Below are 20,168 nucleotides of genomic sequence, written 5' to 3' on the forward strand. Positions count from 1 at the left end.
CCTGGGGCCTCGGCTGGGAAGTCTGGTGCGACGGCATGGAGGTGACCCAGTTCACCTATTTCCAGCAGGTCGGCGGCCTCGACGTCGACCCGGTGGCGGCCGAAATCACCTATGGCCTGGAGCGCCTGGCGATGTATGTCCAGGGTGTCGAACGGGTCTACGATCTCGACTGGAACGGCAAGGGCGTCACCTATGGCGACGTCTATCTCCAGGCCGAGAAGGAATTCTCCGCCTTCAATTTCGAGCACGCCAATACCGACCGCCTGTTCCAGCACTTCAAGGACGCGGAAGCCGAATGCGCGGCACTCCTGGACCAGAAGCTGGCCCTGCCCGCCTATGACCAGTGCATGAAGGCGAGCCATCTGTTCAACCTGCTCGATGCCCGGGGCGTCATCTCGGTGACCGAGCGCGCCGCCTATATCGGCCGCGTGCGGGCCCTGGCCAAGGGCTGCTGCGAAGCCTGGGTCGCCTCGCAGGAGAGCAAGTGATGCCCGAACTGCTGATCGAAATCCGCTCGGAAGAAATCCCGGCCCGCATGCAGCCGCGCGCGGCCGACGACCTGAAGCGCCTGTTCGAGACCGGCCTGAAGGCGGTCGGCCTGAAGTACCAGGCCGCCCGCGCCTTCGCCACGCCGCGCCGCCTGGCCCTGGTGATCGACGGGCTGGACGCCGCCCAGGCCGACCTGAAGGAAGAACGCCGCGGCCCCCGCGTCGGGGCGCCCGATGCCGCGATCGCCGGCTTCTGCACCTCTGCCGGCGTCACCCGCGAGGCGCTGAGCGTGCAGGAGACGCCCAAGGGTGCCTTCTATATCGCCACGATCGAGCGGAAGGGCCGGCCCACGACCGAAGTGGTGGCCGAGATCCTGGCCGACGTGCTGTGGAACTTCCCCTGGCCCAAGTCGATGCGCTGGGGGGCGGAACCGAGCGGCTTTTCCTCAAAGATGAACTGGGTCCGGCCGATCCATTCGGTGATCGCCCTGTTCGGCGGCCAGGTGGTGCCCTTCCAGATCGCCCGGAACGACGACACGGGCCACGATATCACCGCCGGCCGCAGCACCGCGGGCCATCGCTTCATGGGCAAAGGCACCTTCGAGGTGGCGGACTTCGCCGATTACAAGGAAAAGCTCCGCGAGCATTACGTCGTGCTCGACGCCGAGGAACGCAAAGCGATCATCGCCAAGGATTCGGCGATCCTGGCCGAACAGGCCGGGCTCGACGTGGCGCCCGACCCGGACCTCCTGGACGAGGTCGCCGGCCTCGTCGAATGGCCGGTGCCCCTGATGGGCAGGATCGACGACGCCTTCATGGCAGTCCCGGCGGAGGTGCTGACCTCCACCATGCGGGCGAACCAGAAGTATTTCGCGCTCCGCGATCCCCAGACGGGCAAGATGGCGGCGCGCTTCCTGACCGTCGCCAATCTCCTGGCCAAGGACGGCGGTGTTGCCATCACGGCGGGCAACGAGCGCGTGCTGCGCGCCCGGCTCTCGGACGCCAAATTCTTCTGGGACCAGGACCTCAAGGTGAAACTGGCTGACCGGCTGCCGGCGCTGGACAGCATCGTGTTCCACGCCAAGCTCGGCACTGTCGGCCAGAAGGTCGCGCGTGTCCGGGCGCTGGCCGCCAAGATCGCGGATGCGACCGGGGCCGATCCGGTGGCGACCGACCGCGCCGCCCTGCTCGCCAAGGCGGATCTCGTCTCCGGCGTGGTCGGCGAATTCCCCGAGGTCCAGGGCATCATGGGCCGTTACTACGCGCAAGCCGACGGCGAAACGCCGGATGTGGCGGACGCCATCGCCGACCATTGGAAGCCCCAGGGCCCCTCCGACCTCTGCCCGGCCGAGCCGGTCTCGGTCGCGGTCGCTCTGGCCGACAAGATCGATACGCTGACCGGCTTCTTTGCCATCGACGAGAAGCCGACGGGTTCCAAGGACCCCTTCGCCCTTCGCCGGGCGGCGCTGGGCGTCATCCGCCTGGTCCTGGAAAACGGGCTGCGCCTGCCGCTCCGCCCGCTGTTCGGCGCGGTGGCGGACGACCTCCTCGCCTTCTTCCACGACCGGCTCAAGGTCTCGCTGAAGGAAGAGGGCATCGCCCACGACCTGATCAATGCGGTGCTGGGCACGGGGGCGGAAGACGACCTGACCCGTCTCGTCGCCAAGGTGCGGGCGCTGAAGACCTTCCTCGAGACCGAGGACGGCGCCAATGTCCTGGCCGCCTATCGCCGCGCCTCCAATATCCTCAGGATCGAGGAAAAGAAGGACGGCAAGGCCTATGAAGGCCCGGCCGACCGCACGCTTTTCGCCGCCGACGAGGAACGGAATCTGGCCCAGCGGCTTGATGAGGTGATGCCCCTCGCCCGTGCGGCGTTGCGGCAGGAAGGCTTTGCCGAATGCATGTTGGCGCTGGCGCGGCTGCGCAAGCCGGTCGACGCCTTCTTCGACAAGGTGACGGTGAATGCGGACGATGCGGCGCTGCGCGCCAATCGCCTGAAGCTTCTGGCGGAAATCCGCGGGGCACTGAACGAGATCGCGGACTTCTCGCGTATCGAGGGATAGGAACTGGCGTCATGACCAAATGGGTCTACACCTTCGGTGACGGCAAGGCCGACGGCCGGGCCGAGATGAAGAACCTCCTGGGCGGCAAGGGGGCCAATCTCGCCGAGATGAGCCACCTGGGGCTGCCCGTGCCCCCGGGCTTCACCATCACGACCGAGGTCTGCACCTATTTCTACGACCACGGCCGGACCTATCCCGACACGCTGACCGGCGACGTGCGCGCCGCCGTCGCCGATGTCGGCGCCAAGGTGGGCGCCCTGTTCGGCGATGCCGACAATCCCCTGCTGGTCTCGGTCCGCTCCGGCGCCCGCGCCTCCATGCCCGGCATGATGGACACGGTGCTGAACCTCGGCCTCAACGACCAGACCGTGCTCGGCCTCGCCAAGCAGGCGGGCGACGAACGCTTCGCCTATGACAGCTACCGCCGCTTCATCCAGATGTATTCAGACGTCGTGCTCGGCGTCGGCCATCACCATTTCGAGGAAATCCTCGAGATCCACAAGGAAGAGAGGGGTTACACGCTCGACACCGAGCTGACCCCGGACGACCTGAAGGCGCTGATCGGCGAATACAAGAAGAAGGTCGCGGCCAAGCTGGGCAAGCCCTTCCCGACCGACGTGAACGAGCAGCTCTGGGGCGCCATCGGCGCCGTCTTCGGTTCCTGGCGCAACGCGCGCGCCGAGACCTACCGCCGCCTCAACGACATTCCCGAAAGCTGGGGCACCGCCGTCAACGTCCAGGCCATGGTGTTCGGCAACATGGGCGAGACCTCGGCCACCGGCGTCGCCTTCACCCGCAATCCCTCGACCGGGACGGCCGAGATCTACGGCGAATATCTGATCAACGCCCAGGGCGAGGACGTGGTCGCCGGCATCCGCACGCCGCAATATCTCTCCAAGGTCGCGCGCGTCACGGCCGGCGACAGCAAGCCCTCGATGGAAGAGAGCCTGCCGGAGGTCTATGCCCAGCTCGTCGACGTGTTCCACCGCCTGGAACGCCACTACCGCGATATGCAGGACATCGAATTCACGGTCCAGCGCGGCAAGCTGTGGATGCTGCAGACCCGTTCGGGCAAGCGGACGGCCAAGGCCGCGCTGAAGATCGCCGTCGAACTGGCGAACGAGGGCCTGATCGACCGCGAGACCGCGATCACCCGCGTCGATCCCCAGATGCTGGACCAGCTCCTGCACCCGACGCTCGATCCCAAGGCGGCGCGCGACGTGCTGACCCGGGGCCTGCCCGCCTCGCCCGGCGCCGCTTCCGGCATCATCAGCTTCACGGCCGACGATGCCGAGAAACTGGCCAAGGAAGGCCGCAAGGTGATCCTGGTCCGCGCCGAAACGAGCCCTGAGGACATCCACGGCATGCACGCCGCCCAGGGGATCCTGACCTCCCGCGGCGGCATGACCAGCCACGCGGCGGTGGTCGCCCGCGGCATGGGCCGGCCCTGCGTCTCCGGCGCCGGCGCCTTGAAGATCGATGCCCAGGCGCTCACCCTCTCGGTCGCCGGCAAGGTGCTGAAGCGGGGCGACGTCATTACGATCGACGGCGCCACCGGCGAAGTGATGCTGGGCGAAGTGCCGACCGTGCAGCCCGAACTCTCCGGCGATTTCTCGACCCTGATGGGCTGGGCCGACGGCGTGCGCCGCCTCAAGGTGCGCGCCAACGCCGAAACCCCGCTGGATGCCGAGACGGCGCGCCGCTTCGGCGCCGAGGGCATCGGCCTGTGCCGGACCGAGCATATGTTCTTCGACGCCGACCGCATCCTGGCCGTGCGCGAGATGATCCTGGCCGCCGACAAGAAGGGCCGCGAGGCGGCGCTGGCCAAGCTGCTGCCGGTGCAGCGGGGCGATTTCGTCAAGCTGTTCGAGATCATGGCCGGGCTGCCCGTCACCATCCGCCTGCTCGACCCGCCGCTCCACGAGTTCCTGCCCCATACCGAGGACGAGCTGGCCGAAGTGGCCGCCGCCGCGGGCGTGCCGGTCTCGATGATCAAGAGCCGGGCCAACGAACTGGCCGAGGCGAACCCGATGCTGGGCCACCGCGGCTGCCGGCTCGGCATCACCTATCCCGAGATCTACGAGATGCAGGCCCGCGCCATCTTCGAGGCGGCGATCGAGGTCGGCGCCAAGGCGGGCTCGACCGTGGTGCCGGAGATCATGATCCCCCTCGTCGCCACCAAGGCCGAGCTGGACATCCTGAAGGGCAAGGTCGCCCATGTCGCCGAAGCCGTCGCCAAGGAGACCGGCAAGGAACTGCCCTATCTGGTCGGCACCATGATCGAGCTGCCGCGCGCGGCGCTCCGTGCCGGCGAGATCGCCGAGGCGGCCGAATTCTTCTCCTTCGGCACCAACGACCTGACCCAGACCACCTTCGGCATCTCGCGCGACGACGCCGCCCATTTCCTGGACGACTATCTGCGCGCCGGCATCTTCCACAAGGACCCCTTCGTCTCGATCGACGAGGACGGCGTGGGCGAACTGGTGAAGATCGCCGCCGAACGCGGGCGGAAGACGCGGCCCGCCCTGAAGCTCGGCATCTGCGGCGAGCACGGCGGCGATCCCGCCTCCATCGCCTTCTGCGAAAAGGTCGGGCTCGACTATGTCTCCTGCTCGCCCTACCGCGTGCCGATCGCCCGCCTGGCCGCGGCCCAGGCGGCACTTCGGAAGTAACGCGGCAGGTCGTCATGGCCGGGCTTGCCCCACGGCACACGCGCATCACTCTTGATCGTCATGGCCGGGCGAAGTCCCGGCCATCCACGTCGGCGAACCGCTTCCTGCGTCGACGGCAGTGGCACGTCCCGACGTGGATGACCGGGACAAGCCCGGTCATGACGCATTTGGACGGCGGCGAAAGGAAAGCCACCCGAAGGACGGGCGCGGGCGCGGCGGACAAACGCGACATCGGGGAGAGGCCATGACCACGATCGATTTCGTCTTCGGTGTCTCCAGCCGTTACTCCTATCTGGCGGCCAGTCAATTGCCGAAGCTCGCGGCCGATTACGGCGTCGCCTTCCGCTGGCGCCCGGTCACCACGATCGCCCTGATCCGCCAGGCGCGCGGCGGCACCTCGCCCTTCGACGGGGCGCCGCCGGCCATGCAGTATGACTTCAAGTGGCGCCGCCAGGACGCCGAAGCCTGGGCCGATCTCTATGGCATTCCCTTCAACGAGCCCCACGGCCGCCTGAAATACGACGCGGCCGAGCTGAACCTCGCTTGCGTCGCCGCCGATCTCATGGGGGCCACGGAAGCCTTCGCCCGGGCGCTCGCCGCCGAAGTCTTCGTCACCCACCGCAAGACCCTCGGCCGCGAGGACCTGCCCGGCATCGCCGCCGGCATCGGCCTGGACGCGGCACGTTTCACGGCCCTGCTGGACGCGCCCGAGACCAAGGCGGCGGCCCAGGCGATCCAGGACGAGGCGGTTTCCAAGGGTGTCTTCGGCGTGCCCAGCTTCGTCGTCGGCGCGCGGGTGATCTGGGGCAACGACCGCATTCCCCTGCTGCGCCACCTGCTGGAGACCCGCCGGTGAGCCTGCTGGCCGAGCTTCGTTCCGGCGGCAAACCCGCGATGGCGAGGGCGCTGGCCCGGATCGAGCGCGATCCCCATGGTGCGGAGACGATCGCCCTCCTCGATGCCGCCTGGGACAATCCGCTCGGCCATGTCATCGGCCTGACCGGGCCGCCCGGGGTCGGCAAGTCGACCCTGACCTCCGCCCTGATCGCGCGTTGGCGCGCGGCCGGGCTCACGGTCGGCGTGATCGCCGTCGATCCCTCGTCGCAGCGGACCGGCGGCGCCCTGCTGGGCGACCGCACCCGTCTCATCCTCGATCCCGAGGACCAGGGCATCTTCGTCCGCTCCATGGCGGCGCGCGACCGCCTGGGCGGGCTCGCCGCCCTCACCTTCCCGGCGATGGTGCTGATGCGCGCGGTCTACGACCGGGTGCTGATCGAGACGGTCGGCGTCGGCCAGTCGGAAACGGACGTGACCCAGGTCGCCGATACGGTGGTGTTCTGCGTCCAGCCCGCCTCGGGCGATTCGCTGCAATTCATGAAGGCCGGCATCGTCGAGATCCCCCATGTCGCAGTGGTGACCAAGGCGGACCTGGGCGTGCCCGCGATCCGCGCCCGGGCCGATCTCGTCGGCGCGCTCTCGCTCGCCGAAGACGTCACCGGCTGGAAAGTGCCGGTCGTCCTGGTCTCCTCGACCCTGGGCGACGGCATGGACAAGCTGATGGAAGCCCTCGACGGCCACCACGCCCATCTTTCCGAAGGCGCCGGCAAGGCGCAGCGCGCCGAACAGGGCAGCAAATGGCTGACCGAGGCGGTGCGCGAGGAATTCGGCCGCCGCGGCCTCGCCCGCGCCGGGCACGGGCTTCGCCTCGCCCACGGCGCCTCGCCCTTCGGCCGCGCCGCCGGCATCCTGGCCGAGCTCAGTACAGCGCCTTGAGCGTGGCGCTGGCGCCGATCACCGCCAGCACCACGAGGGCGATGTTGCGGAAGTGATCGTTGCCGAAACGCTCGAACAGCTTGAAGCCCAGCCAGTCGCCGAGCAGCAGCGAGGGCAGCGCCAGGGCGAATTGCACCGGCGAGACCTCGTCGATGATGCCGGTCGCCATATAGCCGACGATCGAAATCAGGGACGTTGCATTGAAGAAGGCCATCAACGTGCCGCGGGCGCGCATCGGATCGGGTTCCGTGCCGAGCAGGAAGACCACGATGGGCGGCCCCGGAATCGCCAAGGCCCCGCCCATCAGCCCGGCCGAGAAGCCCACGGGAAGGGCGAAGCGCCTTCCCGCCCCCGCCATCACCCCGGTCCGCCAGAGCAGCAGGGCCGAGCCGAGCACACCGAGCCCCACCAGGAGTTTCATCGTCTCCGCCGGCAGATGATCGAGGGCGACGACGCCGATCGGCGTGCCGATCAGGCTGCCGAGCACCAGGGGTTTCATCAGGACCCGATCCGCCGCCCGCCAAGCCTGGCGGAACGAGCGGAGCCCGGCCGTGACCGAGAGCAGGGCGCAGAGCACCACCGCCCGCGCCGGATCGATCACCAGAACGAGGAGCGGCATGGCGGCGAGGGCGAAGCCGAAGCCGGAAAAGGCGCGCAGCACCGCCGCCCCGACGACCGTTGCACAGAACAGCAGAAGGCCGGCGGGACTCAGGCCGGCAAGGCTTGCAAGGTCGATTTGGGCACCTTTTTATGATTGGCCAGCTCGTCGATGACGATCCGGCGGAACAACGCGAGGGCGGGGTTTTCCGCCCGGTTGGGGTCGTAGGCGAGCTGGAACAGCGGCTCCCGCGCGAAGAGATCGGGGCGCAGCGGGCGGATCCGCCCGTCGGCCACGAAAGGCCGGGCGAAATGTTCCGGCAGATAGCCGAGGAAGGCACCGGAAAGGATCAGCCGCGCCTCCGCCTCCATGTCGGAGACGACGGCATGGGCGCCCGAGATGGCGAAGATCTTGAGGTCGCGCCCGCCCCAATAGTCGCGCCCGACGATGCGGTGGCGGCGCACCTCGTCGAAATCGATCTGCTCGTCCGGCACGGCGAAGAGCGGGTGGTCCTTGCCGCAATAGAAGCACTGCAGCTCGTTGTAGAGATCGTCATAGGCGAGACCGAGGACGATGCGCGGAAAGCTCGCCACCGCGACCTGCATGGTGCCGGTGACGACGTCCCGCAGCAGTTCGTCCGGCGCCTTGGTCGCGATGTCGAGGCGGACTTCCGGCGCCGCCGCCACGAAACGGGCGAAGACCCGCTCGAAGGGCGCGTTCTCGTCGGTGATCGTATTGTCCACGAGGCCGATCGCCAGCGTGCCGTGCAACTTGTCGCGGAGCGAGCGCATGCGGGCGTCGAACTGGCCCAGCGAGCCGAGCAGGCGCATCGCCTCGGCATAGACCGCCTGGCCCTCGGTGGTCAGGGAAAAACCGCCCCGCCCGCGCCGGCACAGCGTGACGCCGAGCCGCGTCTCCAGCCCCGAGACATGGGTCGAGATCGTCGAGAGCGAGAGGTTGAGCTTCGATTGCGCGGCGGCGAAACCGCCCGACTCGACGATCGTCACGAAGACGCGCAACAATCGGAGGTCGGCGGTGTCCAGGTTCATCGAGGTGTACTTCGGGGGGATACTTCGGTCGCTGTCGAAGTGAGTTTCGACGCTTCGTCATTTTTTCACAAGGGTGTCGCTGTTGTTCTAGGTCCCACGCACCAATCCGGGGAGTGCCAACATGTCGAAATCCACCATCCTGAAGCCCAGCCGCCGTGCCGTGCTGGCCGGCGGCGCCGCCGGTCTGGCCGCCGCCAGCCTGGGCTTCCCGTCGATCGTCCGGGCCGCCGACAAGTCGCTGAAGGTCGGCGTCTACGGCGGCTACTTCAAGGAATCCTTCGACAAGCACATCTTCACGGAATTCACCAAGGCGAGCGGCATCGCGATCGATTCCGTGGCCGAGCCGACCGGTGAAGCCTGGCTCGTCCAGCTCGAACAATCGGCCCGCGCGGGCCAGGCCCCGGCCGATGTTTCGATGATCTCGCAGACCTCGATGCTGAAGGGTGCTTCGGTCGAACTCTGGGCGCCCTTGGACGAGAGCAAGATCCCCGGCGCCAAGAACGTGAAGAGCCACCTGCAGAACCGTTATCCCGACGGCCGGCTGATGGGCGTCGGCGCGGTGTCGTGGTACATCACGCTGGTTTCCAACACCAAGGTGTTCCCCGAGGCGCCGACGAGCTGGGCCGAACTCTGGGATGCCAAGCACAAGGACCAGCTCGGCCTCCTGGCGCTGGTCTCCAATTCCTTCCTGCTCGAAGTGACGGCGACCACTTTCTTCGGCGGCACCAAGATCCTGGATAGCGAGGAAGGCATCCTCAAGGTCATGGCCAAGGTGGCCGAGCTGAAGCCCAACGTGAAGCTCTGGTACCGCGACGAGGCGCAGTTCGAGCAGGCGCTGAAGTCGGGCGAGATCCCGATGGGCCAGTATTATCACGACGTCACCGGCCTCGCGATCGCCGACGGCTATCCGGTGCGTTCGACCTTCCCGAAGGAAGGCGGCATCAATGATTCCGGCTCCTGGGCGGTGTCCAAGGCGTCCAAGGTGAAGGACCTGGCCGAAGTCTTCATCGAATACATGTGCCAGCCCTCGGTCCAGGCCCTGCTGTCGCGCAAGGTCGGCACCTCCCCGACGATCGACCGCAAGCTGACCGACCTGACCGATGCCGAATTCGCCGCCGTCTCGTCGGAGATCGCGCCGATCGTGCCGCGTTACGACCTCTATCAGACCAAGGCCGACTGGCTCAGCCAGAAGTGGACCGAGCTGATCGCCGGCTGACGCTCAGTCGTCGATGCCGTCATGCCCGGCCTCGTGCCGGGCATCCACGCGTGGATGGCCGGGACTGCGCCCGGCCATGACACAGTGATAAAGACTTTCATCCCCAGCGGGGCGCCATGTCGGGTCTGGTTCTCGATCATCTGGTCAAGCGTTATGGCGGCTTCACCGCCGTGCATGACGCCGCACTGACCATCCCGCATGGGAAATTCGTCTGCCTGCTCGGCCCGTCGGGCTGCGGCAAGACCACGCTGCTCCGCATGATCGCCGGACTGGACGCGCCGAGCGAGGGCCGCCTGCTGATCGACGGCACGGATTTCACCGACCAGCCGGCGCATAAGCGCGACTTCGGCATGGTGTTCCAGTCGCTCGCCCTGTTTCCCCATCTGACCGTGGGCGAGAACATCGCCTATCCGCTGCGCATCCGGGGCAAGTCCAAGGCGGAACAGCGGGACGCGGTCGAGCGCCTGCTCGGCCTCGTGCGCCTGCCCGGCACGGCCGACCGGCCGGTCTCCAAACTCTCGGGCGGGCAGCGCCAGCGGATCGCCATCGCCCGCGCGCTCGCCCTCTCGCCCCGGCTGTTCCTGCTCGACGAGCCGCTCTCCGCGCTCGACGCCAAGCTCCGCGAGGCGATGCAGATCGAGCTGAAACAGCTCCAGCAGAAGCTCGGCATCACCACCATCGTGGTCACCCACGACCAGCGCGAAGCCATGACCATGGCCGATCTGGTCGTGGTCATGTCGGAAGGGCGCATTCTCCAGGCCGCCCCGCCGGTCGAGGTCTACCGCCGGCCGGCCGATGCCTTCGTCGCCGATTTCATCGGCATGACCAATCTCCTGCCCGGCACCGCCGCCGGCCCGGGGCGGATCGAGGTCGCGGGCGGCGCGCTCGCCGTCCAGGAGGCGCCCGCCGCCGGCACCCCGGTGGTGATCTCCATCCGGCCGGAAGATGTCGCGGTCCGTCCCGCCGGCACCGAAGGGTTGAACGCCCTGCCCGGCACGGTGACCTTCCTCCGCGATCTCGGCGCCTCGGTCGAGATCCGGCTCGAAGTCGCCGGCCAGGAAGTGATCGCGGTAACGGCGCCCCAGGACCGGCCGGAGGTCGCGGCCGGCGACAGGGTGGCCGCCCCTTCCCCGCCGCCGCCTGCGTGGTCCTGCCCAAATGAGCAAGCCGCGGCCCCGCACGCTGGCCGATTACGGGCCGATCGCCTTTCCGGCCGCCATGCTGGGCGCCTTCTTCGTGGTGCCCTTCGGCATCATGGTGGCGGTCTCCTTCTTCCACCGGGTGCCCGGCGGCTTCTACGAGCCGGCCTTCGAATTCGCCAATTACGAACGCTTCCTGACCGCCTTCTTCGGCGGCGTGCTGGGCTTTTCCCTCGGCCTTTCGGCCCTGGTCGCCGCGGTCGCCGTGGTGCTGGCCTTTCCCTTCACCTATCTCCTGGTGCGTCGGCCGCGACGGGTGCAGGTGATCTGGCTCGTTTTCCTGCTCTCGGTCCTCTCGCTCTCCGAAGTGATCATCGGATTTGCCTGGTCGACGCTGTTCTCGCGCACCGCCGGCATCACCAACCTGCTGGTCGCGATCGGTGTGATGGACCAGGCGGTCGCGCTCTCCCCCTCCTTCGAGGCGGTCTTGACCGGCATGGTCTACCAGGCCTTTCCCTATACGGTGCTGGTGCTCTATCCCGCCCTCTCGCGCCTGGATCCGACATTGGTGGAGGCGGCGCGGACCTTGGGTGCTTCGCCCTTCCGCGCCTTCTTCACCGTGATCGTGCCGGGGCTGCGCAATACCATCGTCTCGACCCTGATCATGGTCTTCGTCTTCGCGCTCGGCTCCTATCTGCTGCCCCAGTTGCTCGGCCGGCCGCAGCAATGGACGCTCTCGGTCCTGATCACCGACCAGGCGATCTATCAGTCCAACATGCCCTTCGCCGCCGCCATGGCCGTGTTCCTGGTGCTGGTCAGCCTGGGGCTGGTCGGCCTCTCCCTCGTCCTCGGCCGGCGGGAGCACGCGCAATGAGTGCCTGGCCGACACGCCTCGTCTTCGCGCTCTTCGGCCTCGTGCTGGCGGCGCCGCTCGCCGTCGTGGCCGGCGTTTCGGTCAACGAGAAGAAGTCGCTGACCTTCCCGCCGGAGGGTTTCTCGCTCGGCTGGTTCGGGCAGATCTTCACCGACGGCGAATGGTTCCACGCCCTGCTGGCCAGCCTCGGCGTCGCCGCCCTGTCGTCGATCCTGGCGGTGCTGATCGCCCTGCCGATCGCTTGGTTCCTGTGGCGCTGGCATGCGCCCTTCGCGCGGATCGTGCAGGTCCTCGGCCTCGCGCCCTTCATCCTGCCGCCGGTGATCACTGCGCTCGGCTTCCTCGCTTTCTGGTCCGAGCTCGGGCTCTACGGCCAGCCCTGGACCGTGGTGGTGAGCCACGGGATCTTTTTCGTTACATTGCCCCTGGTCACGCTGACGCTGGGCTTCGACGCGATCGACCCGACCCTGGTCGAGGCGGCGACGACGATGGGCGCGGACGACCGCGCGGTGCTGCGCACCATCGTCTTCCCGCTGATCCGGCCCTATATCGTCTCCGGCCTCGCCTTCGCCTTCGTGCTGTCGCTGAACGAATATATCGTCGCCTATATGGTCGTCGGCTTCACGCTCGAGACCCTGCCGATCAAGATCTTCAACGCCCTTCGTTACGGCTACACGCCCACCATGGCGGCCGTCACCGTGCTCTTCGTCGCGGTGGCCGCCCTGGTGTTCGGCCTGATCGCCCGTTTCGGCGACCTGCCGCGCCTGCTCGGCGCCTGGTCCCACCGAGACGAGTGACAGGAGAGACGATTAGTTGGGAGACTGCGTATGTTCACTGCCGACAAGCTCGCCGCCCTGCGCGCCAAATATGGCAACGCCGACGGTTCCGTGATGTTCAGCGAGGAGGCGCAGCGCGTCGCCGACCTGCAATTCTCGTCCGACGGCAAGCGCAGCAAGCCCTTCTCCGGCATCCCGACCTTCCTCGGCGCCGCCTATCGGCCCGAGGCGCAGGACCTGGCCGATTTCGGCGGGCTCGAAATCGCCATGGTCGGCGTTCCCATGGACCTCGGCGTGACCAATCGCTCGGGTGCCCGCTTCGGGCCCCGGGCGGTGCGCACGATCGAGCGGATCGGCCCTTACGAGCATTTCCTGAAGATGGTGCCGCTGGCCGAAGCCAAGGTCGCCGATATCGGCGACGTGCCCTTCCGCAGCCGCTTCAGCCTGGAGAGCTGCCACCAGGACATCGAAGCCTTCTATACCAGGCTCTGCGCCGCCGGCATCGTGCCGCTCTCGGTCGGCGGCGATCATTCGATCAGCCAGTCGATCCTGGCCGGCGTCGCTGCCGAGCACGGGCCGGTCGGCATGGTCCATTTCGACGCCCATTGCGACACCTCGGGTCCCTACGAGGGCAGCAAGTTCCAGCACGGCGGCCCCTTCCGCGAGGCGGTGCTGGCCGGCCACCTGGACCCCGAACGCACGGTGCAGATCGGCATCCGCGGCCCGGCCGAATATCTCTGGGAATTCTCCTACGACAGCGGCATGACCGTGATCCATGCCGAGGAGGTGACCGCCCTGGGCACCGACCGCATCGTCGAGACCGTGAAGCGGGTGGTGGGCGCCGGGAAGACCTATGTCTCGCTCGACGTCGATTGCCTCGATCCGGTCTTCGCCCCCGGCACCGGCACGCCCGAAGTGGGCGGCATGACCAGCCGGGAAGTGCTGGCCATCATGCGCGGCATCGTCGGCACCGATGTCGTCGGCGGGGATGTCGTCGAAGTGGCGCCGCAATATGATGCCACCACCAACACGGCCCAGCTCGGCGCCCAGATGCTGTTCGAGATCCTGTGCCTCGAAGTGGCGGCCTGCAAGGCGCGCCGGAAGGAATAGCGCGAATGCCCAGCACGGCGGCGGTGATCAAGGCCCTGAAGCAACCCCTGGCCTTCGAGTGCCGCGAGATCCCCGAGCCCGGCCCGGGCGAGGTGCTGATCCGCGTCGCCGCCTGCGGGGTCTGCCATTCCGACCTCCATGCCGCCGACGGCGACTGGGATCCGCCGCCGAACGTGCCGATCGTGCCGGGCCACGAGGTGACCGGCCATGTGCTGCGCCTCGGGACCGGCGTGAACCACCTTTCGGTCGGCGATCCGGTCGGCGTCGCCTGGATGGGCGGGGCCTGCGGTCGTTGCGCCGCCTGCCTGTCCGGGATGGAGACGATCTGCCCCTCGGGCGAGGCGACCGGCTATACCCGCGACGGCGGCTATGCCACCCATCTGGTGGCTCGGGCCGATTTCGTCCTGCCCCTGCCCAAGGGGGCCGACCTGGTCGCGTTGGCGCCCATTCTGTGCGCCGGGGTCACCACCTATCGCGCGTTGAAGCGGGCGGGGGCCAAGGCGGGCGATTTCGTCGGCGTGATCGGCGTCGGTGGGCTCGGCCATGTCGCCATCCAATATGCCAAGGCGATGGGCTACCGCGCCGTCGCCGTCGACCTGGCGCCCGAGAAACTCGAGCTCGCACTCCGCCTGGGGGCAGAGGCGGCGGTCCACGCCGGGCCCGATGCGGTCGCCCGTGTGATGGACGAGACCGGCGGCGGGCTGCACGCGGCCCTGGTCACCGCCACGGCACCGGCCGCCTTCGAACAGGCGCTTGATATGACCAGGCCCGGCGGTACCACCGTCTTCGTCGGCCTGCCCGGCGGCGCGGGCGACCGGATCGGCGTCTCCATCGCCTCGCTCGCCAATTGGGAGCGCTCGATCCGCGGCTCCAACGTCGGCACCCGGGCCGATCTGGCCGAAGCCATGGGCTTCGCGCTCCGCGGCCTCGTCCATTGCACGACCGAAACCATGCCCTTTTCGGCCGCCAACGAAGCCCTGGAGCGTCTGCGCCAAGGCACCGTCACCGGCCGTCTCGTCCTGACCATGGAGGAATGACGATGCGTATCGCCGTCTTTCAGGGCCCCCGGCCCGGCCTCGACAAGGCGGCCGCCCTGCGCCGCCTGGCCCGCGCCGCGGCGCGCGCGGCCGACCAGGGGGCGCGCCTGCTGGTCGCCTCCGAAATGTTCCTCAGCGGTTACGACATCGGTGCCGAAGCGGTCGCCGCCGCGGCCGAGCCGGCAGACGGCCCCGCGGCCAAGCGTGTCGCGGAAATCGCCGCGACCTGCCGCATCGCCATCGCCTATGGCTATCCCGAGGCGCGGCCGGAAGGCGGCGTCTACAACGCGGCCCAGGTGATCGACCGCGACGGCCGGACGCTCGTCAACTACCGCAAGTGCCATCTGTTCGGCGACCTCGACCGCGGCGCCTTCGTGCCGGGCGAGGCGCTGGCCCCGCTCTTCACGATCGACGGCGTCAAGATCGGCATCCTGATCTGCTACGACGTCGAATTCCCGGAATCGGTGCGCCACCTGGCGATCGAGGGGGCGGCGCTGGTGATCGTGCCGACCGCCCTGATGATGCCCTTCGAGGCGATCCCCCGGGTCGTCGTGCCGGCCCGCGCCTTCGAGAACCAGCTCTTCGTCGCCTATGCCAACCGCTGCGGCACCGAGGGCAGCCTCGACTACGCCGGCCTCTCCTGCATCGTCGGGCCGGACGGCAAGGACCTCGCCCGCGCCGGGCGGGGCGAGAAACTGCTGGTCGCCGATCTCGACCTCGAGGCGGCCGAAGCGGCCCGCCAGGCCAATCCCTATCTGGCCGACCGGCGGCCGGAACTCTATCGTCACCTGGACCGTTGAGATCATGCCAAGCGTCGGCGAGCACCTGATCCGCCTGCTCGAAGCCTATGGCACCGAAGTGATCTTCGGCATTCCGGGCGTGCACAATGTCGAACTCTACCGCGGTCTGACCGGCTCTGCGATCCGCCACGTCACCCCGCGGCACGAGCAGGGCGCCGGCTTCATGGCCGACGGCTATGCCCGCGCGACCGGCAAGCCCGGCGTCTGCTTCACCATTACAGGCCCCGGCCTGACCAACGTCCTGACCGCCATGGGCCAGGCCTATGCCGACTCCGTGCCCATGCTGGTGATCGCCAGCGTCACGCCCACGTCAGGGCTGGGTGCTGGACGCGGCGGGTTGCACGAACTGCCCTCGCAGCGCGGCCTGGCGGCCGGCGTCTCGGCCTTCGCGCAGACCATCCTGCACCCGGGCCAACTGGCCGAGGCCGTGGCCCGGGCCATGGCGCTCTTCGCCAGCGGACGGCCGCGGCCGGTCTATCTCGAAATCCCGGTCGACGTCATCGCCATGGACGGCGCCGCCGTCGACCTTCGCCCGCGTCCCCTGCCCGCGCGCCCGGCCCCGGCGCCCCAGGCGATCGCCGAGGCGGGCTATCTCCTGGCCAATGCGGCACGGCCGCTGATCGTCGCGGGCGGCGGCGCGGTCGGCGCGGCGGACAGGCTGCGCTGGATCGCCGAGCATTTGTCGATCCCGGTGATCACCTCGATCAACGGCAAGGGCGTGCTGCCGCCCGACCACGACCTGCTGGCGGGCGAGAACCTGGCGGCCGAGCCTCTGCGCGCCGAACTGGCCGCCGCCGATGTCGTGCTCGCCATCGGCACCGAATTCGGCGAGACGGAAATGTATCCGGCCCCCGTCGACCTCGCCCTGGGTGGCCGGCTGATCCGGATCGACCTCGACCCCGAGCAATTGATGCGCGGCCCCAGGGCCGAGCTGCCGATCGTCGCCGATGCCGCCCTGGCGCTCACCGCCCTCACCACCGCGATCGAGCACAGCCCGGCCAAGCTGGGCGGCACCGCGCGGGCGGCCAAGCTGCGCAAGGCGATGGCGGCGCAACTGCCGGACTATGCGCTTCGCCACCGCGACCTGATGGCGGCGATCGACCGGGTGCTGCCCGACGCCGTCGTGGTCGGCGATTCGGCCGAGACGGTTTACGGCGCCAACCAGTTCTTCCACCCGCGCGGGGTCCGGCGCTTCTTCAATGCCTCGACCGGCTACGGCACGCTCGGCTACGGCCTGCCGGCCGGGATCGGCGCCAAGCTCGGCGTCGGCGAGACGCCCGTGGTGGTGCTGGCGGGCGACGGCGGCCTGTTGTTCACCGTGGCGGAGCTCGCCGCCGCGGTCGAGGCGGAAGTGCCGGTGATCCTGATCGTCTGGAACAATGGCGGTTACGGCGAGATCCGCAGCTACATGAAGGGCCGCGGCATCGAGCCGATCGCCGTCGACCTCAAGGTGCCCGACCTGGTCGCCCTGGCGGAGGGTTTCGGCTGCCACGGGCTTCGCCTCGACGGCACCGAGGGCCTGGACGCCGCCCTGGCGCAAGCGGCGGCGCGCAAGGTACCGACCCTGATCGAACTGAGGCCCACGCCGTGAAGATGGCATTCCAGGCCCGGCCCGAGGCGGAGCGCGTCGCGGCGCTGCGCGCGGCCGAGGCCAAGGGCTTCGCCCTGCTCGACGCGATCGAGGCCGAACTTCTGGTCCCCGGCAAGAGCGAGAAGCAGCTCGAGGACGAGATCCGCGCCCTGGCGGCGGATCGCTTCGGCGCCACCGCCCATTGGCACAAGAGGATCGTGCGGAGCGGGCCCAACACGCTCTGCATCTACGACGAGAACCCTCCGGACCGGGTGATCGGGGCGGACGACATCGGCTTCATCGACATCGGCCCGGTCTTCGACGGTTTCGAGGCCGACATCGGCCGCACCATCGTGCTGGGCGGCGATGCCGACAAGCGCCGCCTTCTCGCCGACATGGAAGACGCCTTCGCCGAGGGCAAGCGCCACCTGGCGGAAAACCCCTCGATCAGCGGGCGGGAGTTCTTCCGCTATATCCAGGGCCTGGCGGAACGGCGGGGCTGGACCTATGGCGGCGTGATCGGCGGCCATGTCGTCGGTGAATTTCCGCACAAGCATCTACCGGGCGAGCGGGCGAGTTTCTATATCTCGCCCGAGAACGCGGCGCCCCTCGACACGCCCGATGCCCTCGGCCAGCGGCAGCATTGGATCCTGGAGATCCATTTCGTCGACCGGCGCCGGGGCTTCGGCGGCTTCATGGAGTCCGCCATCACCCTGGATTGAGCGAAAGGACCCGTCATGAGCGACCCCGTCACGCACGACAAAGTGAAGAAGACCGAGGCCGAATGGCGGGAACAGCTCACCCCCCTGCAATATGCCGTGACCCGGCAGAAGGCGACCGAACGGCCCTTCACCGGCGAATTCGAGCAGAAGTGGGACAAGGGCACCTATACCTGCGTCGCCTGCGGCCAGCCGCTTTTCGAATCCGACACCAAGTTCGACGCCGGCTGCGGCTGGCCCAGCTTCTATGCGCCCACCTCGCGCGAAGCGGTGGCGGCAACCGTGGATCGCAGCCATGGCATGGAGCGGGTCGAGATCCTGTGTTCGCGCTGCGATTCCCACCTCGGCCATGTCTTCGAGGACGGGCCGCAGCCGACCGGGCTTCGCTTCTGCATCAATTCGGCCTCGCTCGGCTTCGCGCCGGAGAAGGACGAGACGTGAGCGCGCACCGGCGCTAAGCCGGCGTTAACCAATTCGGGCCGACCATGGGCAAAAGAATGCCCGGAGGAGGCGGCCCGATGTTCGATCCCACGCGTTCGACACCGCCCACGCTCGCCCAGTCGGAACGGCGGCGCGAGGCCCTGGCCGCCCTGGTCGCCGCCATCGTCCGCAACGTCCAGGACGGCATCCTGATCGTCGAGGAGGGCGGCCGCATCGCCTCGCTGAACGGTGCCCTGGCGCGCATGGCGGGTATCGACGAAGCCGCCGCCGTCGGCCATCCCGCCTCCAGCCTGATCGGCTGGAACGGCGAACAGGCCGAGACCCGGACGGCGCTCGACTGCGACCTGACCCTGCATACCGCCGCCGGCCGCCAAGTCCTGAAGGCAGTGATCCTGCCGGTCGAACGCGAGTCCGGCCGTTTCTGGCGCCTCGTCGTCCTCCAGCGGCCATCCGAACAGCGGGCCGTGCCGATCCTCAACGAATTCGAACGCCGGGTGGTCGCCGCCCTGCGTACCCATGCCGACGGTGGCCCGCCGCCGGGCGCTTCGGGCCAGGTCGAGGTGATCATGCTCGACGCCGTGAAGCAGCGCCTGGGACCGCGCTGGCGCATCATCTCGGAACGGGTGATGACCCTGGCCACCACCATGATCAACCAGCGCCTGGGTTCGGGCGAGACTTTCGCCCGCATCGCCGATTCGAGCTTCGTCGTCTCCTTCCTGGGCGCTACGCGGGACGAGGCGGCGAGCCGCGCCCGCGCCATCGCCAACGACATCACCCAGCAGCTCCTGGGCGATGCCGAGGCCGCCGAGGGCTTCGTCGTGCGGGGCTCGGCCGAGCCGGTCCCGGAAACGGCCGAGCTGGCGCCGGTGCAGGCCCCGGCTGCGCCGCTCGACCCCCGCCTGGAGGCGAGCCGGCGCGATTTCGACAGCAAGGTGCAAGCGGTCGCGGCCGATGTCCTGCGCGATGCCCGGCTCGAGCCCCGCCAAGTGCGGCGCCAGGGCGGCCAACCCTCGGGCCTGATGCTGGGCGCCCTCGACAACGCCAGCCTGAACCGGATCGCCTGGCTGCAGCGGGCCGGCGCCCAGACGCCGGCGGTCGGCCTCCTGGTGCTGACGCGTGTGATCGAGCTTCTCTATCGCACCCTCGGCTCTCTCGACCAGGTGCCGCCGGTCTATCTGGTGCCCCTGCCCTTCGCCACCCTGAACGACCGCGCCGGCATGGAGCAGTTCCTGGCCCTGGCCCGCCCGCTGCCGCCGGCGCTCCGCCAACAGATGATCTTCGTGCTGACCGAGTTGCCGCGCGACCTGGTGCGCCAGCGCCAGGCCGAGGTGGCCCAGCGTCTGGCCCCCTTCTGCCGGCGCGTCGGCCTCGGCATCGCCGACCTCGACGACAGTTTCGTCGCCTATGAGGAAGTCCACCCGACCGGGCTGATGATCCCCTGGTCGGCCGATCTCTCGGCCCAGATGCAACGCGACGGCGACCGCCTGCGCAAGCTGATCGCCCACGCCCACCAGAACCGCTGCCGGGTCCTGATCGACCGCGTGGCGGACGAAGCCGAACGTCAGTGGCTCGACCAGGAGTTCGGCATCGATCTCGCTGTCGACAGCCCCGCGGCTGGCCCCTGAACAGAGCCGTCAGACGGCGGGAGCGATCGCCATTTCCGATCACCGATCCGCAGAAACTGGATCATGCTGACAGAAATCACGTTGCCTGATAGCGGCTTCCGTCACACATTAGACTAGTTCAAATTTATTGCGCCGGTCGCTCGCCGCCGGCCGTAACCGATCGCTTACCCCAACCACCGAAGGACGTCCTGCGGGCGCGGGCGTTCTCCCACAACCCC

17 protein-coding genes and 1 pseudogene are annotated in these 20,168 nt (G+C 68.6%); 16 read left to right on the forward strand and 2 right to left on the reverse strand.

Translation table 11 applies throughout. The features are described from left to right. The 5 genes from WC493_RS05055 to WC493_RS05075 form a co-directional block, all read left to right on the forward strand. Nucleotides 1–488: glycine--tRNA ligase subunit alpha (locus WC493_RS05055; protein WP_373063180.1), on the forward strand; the 488-nt coding region annotated here is incomplete at its 5' end. Beyond that, the gene (gene glyS, locus WC493_RS05060; protein WP_373063182.1) at nt 488–2,551 is read left to right on the forward strand and encodes a glycine--tRNA ligase subunit beta; all 2,064 of its coding nucleotides are present in this window, start codon (nt 488–490) and stop codon (nt 2,549–2,551) included. The genes WC493_RS05055 and glyS, both read left to right, overlap by 1 nt. An 11-nt stretch (nt 2,552–2,562) precedes the next feature. Further along, entirely contained in the window at nt 2,563–5,223 is a 2,661-nt protein-coding gene (gene ppdK / locus WC493_RS05065; RefSeq protein ID WP_373063184.1) for a pyruvate, phosphate dikinase, read from the forward strand. Between the two features lie 244 nt (nt 5,224–5,467). Then, complete coding sequence (locus WC493_RS05070; protein ID WP_373063186.1) at nt 5,468–6,079, forward strand: 2-hydroxychromene-2-carboxylate isomerase; 612 nt, start codon at nt 5,468–5,470, stop codon at nt 6,077–6,079. Next, a complete protein-coding gene (locus tag WC493_RS05075) occupies nt 6,076–6,996 on the forward strand; it encodes an ArgK/MeaB family GTPase (RefSeq protein WP_373063188.1) in 921 nt (306 codons plus the stop codon). The genes WC493_RS05070 and WC493_RS05075 overlap by 4 nt, the downstream gene beginning before the upstream one ends. Here the strand turns inward: WC493_RS05075 and WC493_RS05080 are convergent. Then, nucleotides 6,980–7,732: a sulfite exporter TauE/SafE family protein gene (locus WC493_RS05080; RefSeq protein WP_373063283.1), complete on the reverse strand. Its 753-nt coding sequence runs from the start codon at nt 7,730–7,732 to the stop codon at nt 6,980–6,982. The genes WC493_RS05075 and WC493_RS05080 overlap by 17 nt on opposite strands. Further along, a complete protein-coding gene (locus WC493_RS05085; RefSeq protein ID WP_373063190.1) occupies nt 7,705–8,643 on the reverse strand; it encodes a LysR family transcriptional regulator in 939 nt (312 codons plus the stop codon). Before WC493_RS05085 ends, WC493_RS05080 begins: the two co-directional genes overlap by 28 nt. 121 nt (nt 8,644–8,764) lie before the next feature. On the opposite strand from WC493_RS05085, the gene WC493_RS05090 reads away from it, so the two are divergent. The 11 genes and pseudogenes from WC493_RS05090 to WC493_RS05140 all read left to right on the forward strand — a co-directional run bounded on the left by WC493_RS05090 (nt 8,765) and on the right by WC493_RS05140 (nt 19,950). Then, nucleotides 8,765–9,859 carry an ABC transporter substrate-binding protein gene (locus tag WC493_RS05090; RefSeq protein WP_373063192.1) on the forward strand — a complete coding sequence of 365 codons (1,095 nt, stop codon included), beginning with the start codon at nt 8,765–8,767 and terminating at the stop codon, nt 9,857–9,859. Between the two features lie 116 nt (nt 9,860–9,975). Next, nucleotides 9,976–10,920: pseudogene (locus tag WC493_RS05095) on the forward strand (ABC transporter ATP-binding protein); the annotation flags it as partial. 97 nt (nt 10,921–11,017) lie between these two features. After that, nucleotides 11,018–11,872 carry an ABC transporter permease gene (locus WC493_RS05100; RefSeq protein ID WP_373063194.1) on the forward strand — a complete coding sequence of 285 codons (855 nt, stop codon included), beginning with the start codon at nt 11,018–11,020 and terminating at the stop codon, nt 11,870–11,872. Continuing rightward, nucleotides 11,869–12,669 (forward strand): ABC transporter permease, encoded by an 801-nt coding sequence (locus WC493_RS05105; RefSeq protein WP_373063285.1) that lies wholly within the window; start codon nt 11,869–11,871, stop codon nt 12,667–12,669. Before WC493_RS05100 ends, WC493_RS05105 begins: the two co-directional genes overlap by 4 nt. A gap of 30 nt (nt 12,670–12,699) precedes the next feature. After that, nucleotides 12,700–13,758: an agmatinase gene (gene speB, locus WC493_RS05110; RefSeq protein ID WP_373063196.1), complete on the forward strand. Its 1,059-nt coding sequence runs from the start codon at nt 12,700–12,702 to the stop codon at nt 13,756–13,758. Between the two features lie 5 nt (nt 13,759–13,763). Then, nucleotides 13,764–14,795: an alcohol dehydrogenase catalytic domain-containing protein gene (locus WC493_RS05115; protein ID WP_373063198.1), complete on the forward strand. Its 1,032-nt coding sequence runs from the start codon at nt 13,764–13,766 to the stop codon at nt 14,793–14,795. A gap of 2 nt (nt 14,796–14,797) precedes the next feature. Beyond that, the gene (locus WC493_RS05120) at nt 14,798–15,595 is read left to right on the forward strand and encodes a carbon-nitrogen hydrolase family protein (RefSeq protein WP_373063200.1); all 798 of its coding nucleotides are present in this window, start codon (nt 14,798–14,800) and stop codon (nt 15,593–15,595) included. 4 nt (nt 15,596–15,599) lie between these two features. Continuing rightward, the gene (locus tag WC493_RS05125; RefSeq protein WP_373063202.1) at nt 15,600–17,186 is read left to right on the forward strand and encodes a 5-guanidino-2-oxopentanoate decarboxylase; all 1,587 of its coding nucleotides are present in this window, start codon (nt 15,600–15,602) and stop codon (nt 17,184–17,186) included. A 2-nt stretch (nt 17,187–17,188) separates the two neighbouring features. Beyond that, the gene (locus tag WC493_RS05130; protein WP_373063287.1) at nt 17,189–17,887 is read left to right on the forward strand and encodes a M24 family metallopeptidase; all 699 of its coding nucleotides are present in this window, start codon (nt 17,189–17,191) and stop codon (nt 17,885–17,887) included. A gap of 15 nt (nt 17,888–17,902) precedes the next feature. Beyond that, nucleotides 17,903–18,325: a peptide-methionine (R)-S-oxide reductase MsrB gene (gene msrB, locus WC493_RS05135; protein ID WP_373063204.1), complete on the forward strand. Its 423-nt coding sequence runs from the start codon at nt 17,903–17,905 to the stop codon at nt 18,323–18,325. A 77-nt stretch (nt 18,326–18,402) separates the two neighbouring features. Further along, on the forward strand, nt 18,403–19,950 hold the full coding sequence (locus tag WC493_RS05140) for a hypothetical protein (RefSeq protein WP_373063206.1): 1,548 nt from the start codon (nt 18,403–18,405) through the stop codon (nt 19,948–19,950). Nucleotides 19,951–20,168 lie beyond the last annotated feature (218 nt).

The sequence above is a fragment of the Zavarzinia sp. genome (assembly GCF_041650655.1).
Lineage (GTDB): Bacteria > Pseudomonadota > Alphaproteobacteria > Zavarziniales > Zavarziniaceae > Zavarzinia.

Excerpts from the sequence above, each read along its gene's own strand:
- WC493_RS05105 (WP_373063285.1), top strand. The coding sequence starts at position 11,869 with ATGAGTGCCTGGCCGACACGCCTCGTCTTCGCGCTCTTCGGCCTCGTG.
- WC493_RS05100 (WP_373063194.1), top strand. The coding sequence starts at position 11,018 with ATGAGCAAGCCGCGGCCCCGCACGCTGGCCGATTACGGGCCGATCGCC.
- speB (WP_373063196.1), top strand. The coding sequence starts at position 12,700 with ATGTTCACTGCCGACAAGCTCGCCGCCCTGCGCGCCAAATATGGCAAC.
- WC493_RS05090 (WP_373063192.1), top strand. The coding sequence starts at position 8,765 with ATGTCGAAATCCACCATCCTGAAGCCCAGCCGCCGTGCCGTGCTGGCC.
- WC493_RS05140 (WP_373063206.1), top strand. The coding sequence starts at position 18,403 with ATGTTCGATCCCACGCGTTCGACACCGCCCACGCTCGCCCAGTCGGAA.
- WC493_RS05120 (WP_373063200.1), top strand. The coding sequence starts at position 14,798 with ATGCGTATCGCCGTCTTTCAGGGCCCCCGGCCCGGCCTCGACAAGGCG.
- WC493_RS05070 (WP_373063186.1), top strand. The coding sequence starts at position 5,468 with ATGACCACGATCGATTTCGTCTTCGGTGTCTCCAGCCGTTACTCCTAT.
- glyS (WP_373063182.1), top strand. The coding sequence starts at position 488 with ATGCCCGAACTGCTGATCGAAATCCGCTCGGAAGAAATCCCGGCCCGC.
- msrB (WP_373063204.1), top strand. The coding sequence starts at position 17,903 with ATGAGCGACCCCGTCACGCACGACAAAGTGAAGAAGACCGAGGCCGAA.
- WC493_RS05130 (WP_373063287.1), top strand. The coding sequence starts at position 17,189 with ATGGCATTCCAGGCCCGGCCCGAGGCGGAGCGCGTCGCGGCGCTGCGC.
- WC493_RS05125 (WP_373063202.1), top strand. The coding sequence starts at position 15,600 with ATGCCAAGCGTCGGCGAGCACCTGATCCGCCTGCTCGAAGCCTATGGC.
- WC493_RS05085 (WP_373063190.1), bottom strand. The coding sequence starts at position 8,643 with ATGAACCTGGACACCGCCGACCTCCGATTGTTGCGCGTCTTCGTGACG.
- WC493_RS05115 (WP_373063198.1), top strand. The coding sequence starts at position 13,764 with ATGCCCAGCACGGCGGCGGTGATCAAGGCCCTGAAGCAACCCCTGGCC.
- ppdK (WP_373063184.1), top strand. The coding sequence starts at position 2,563 with ATGACCAAATGGGTCTACACCTTCGGTGACGGCAAGGCCGACGGCCGG.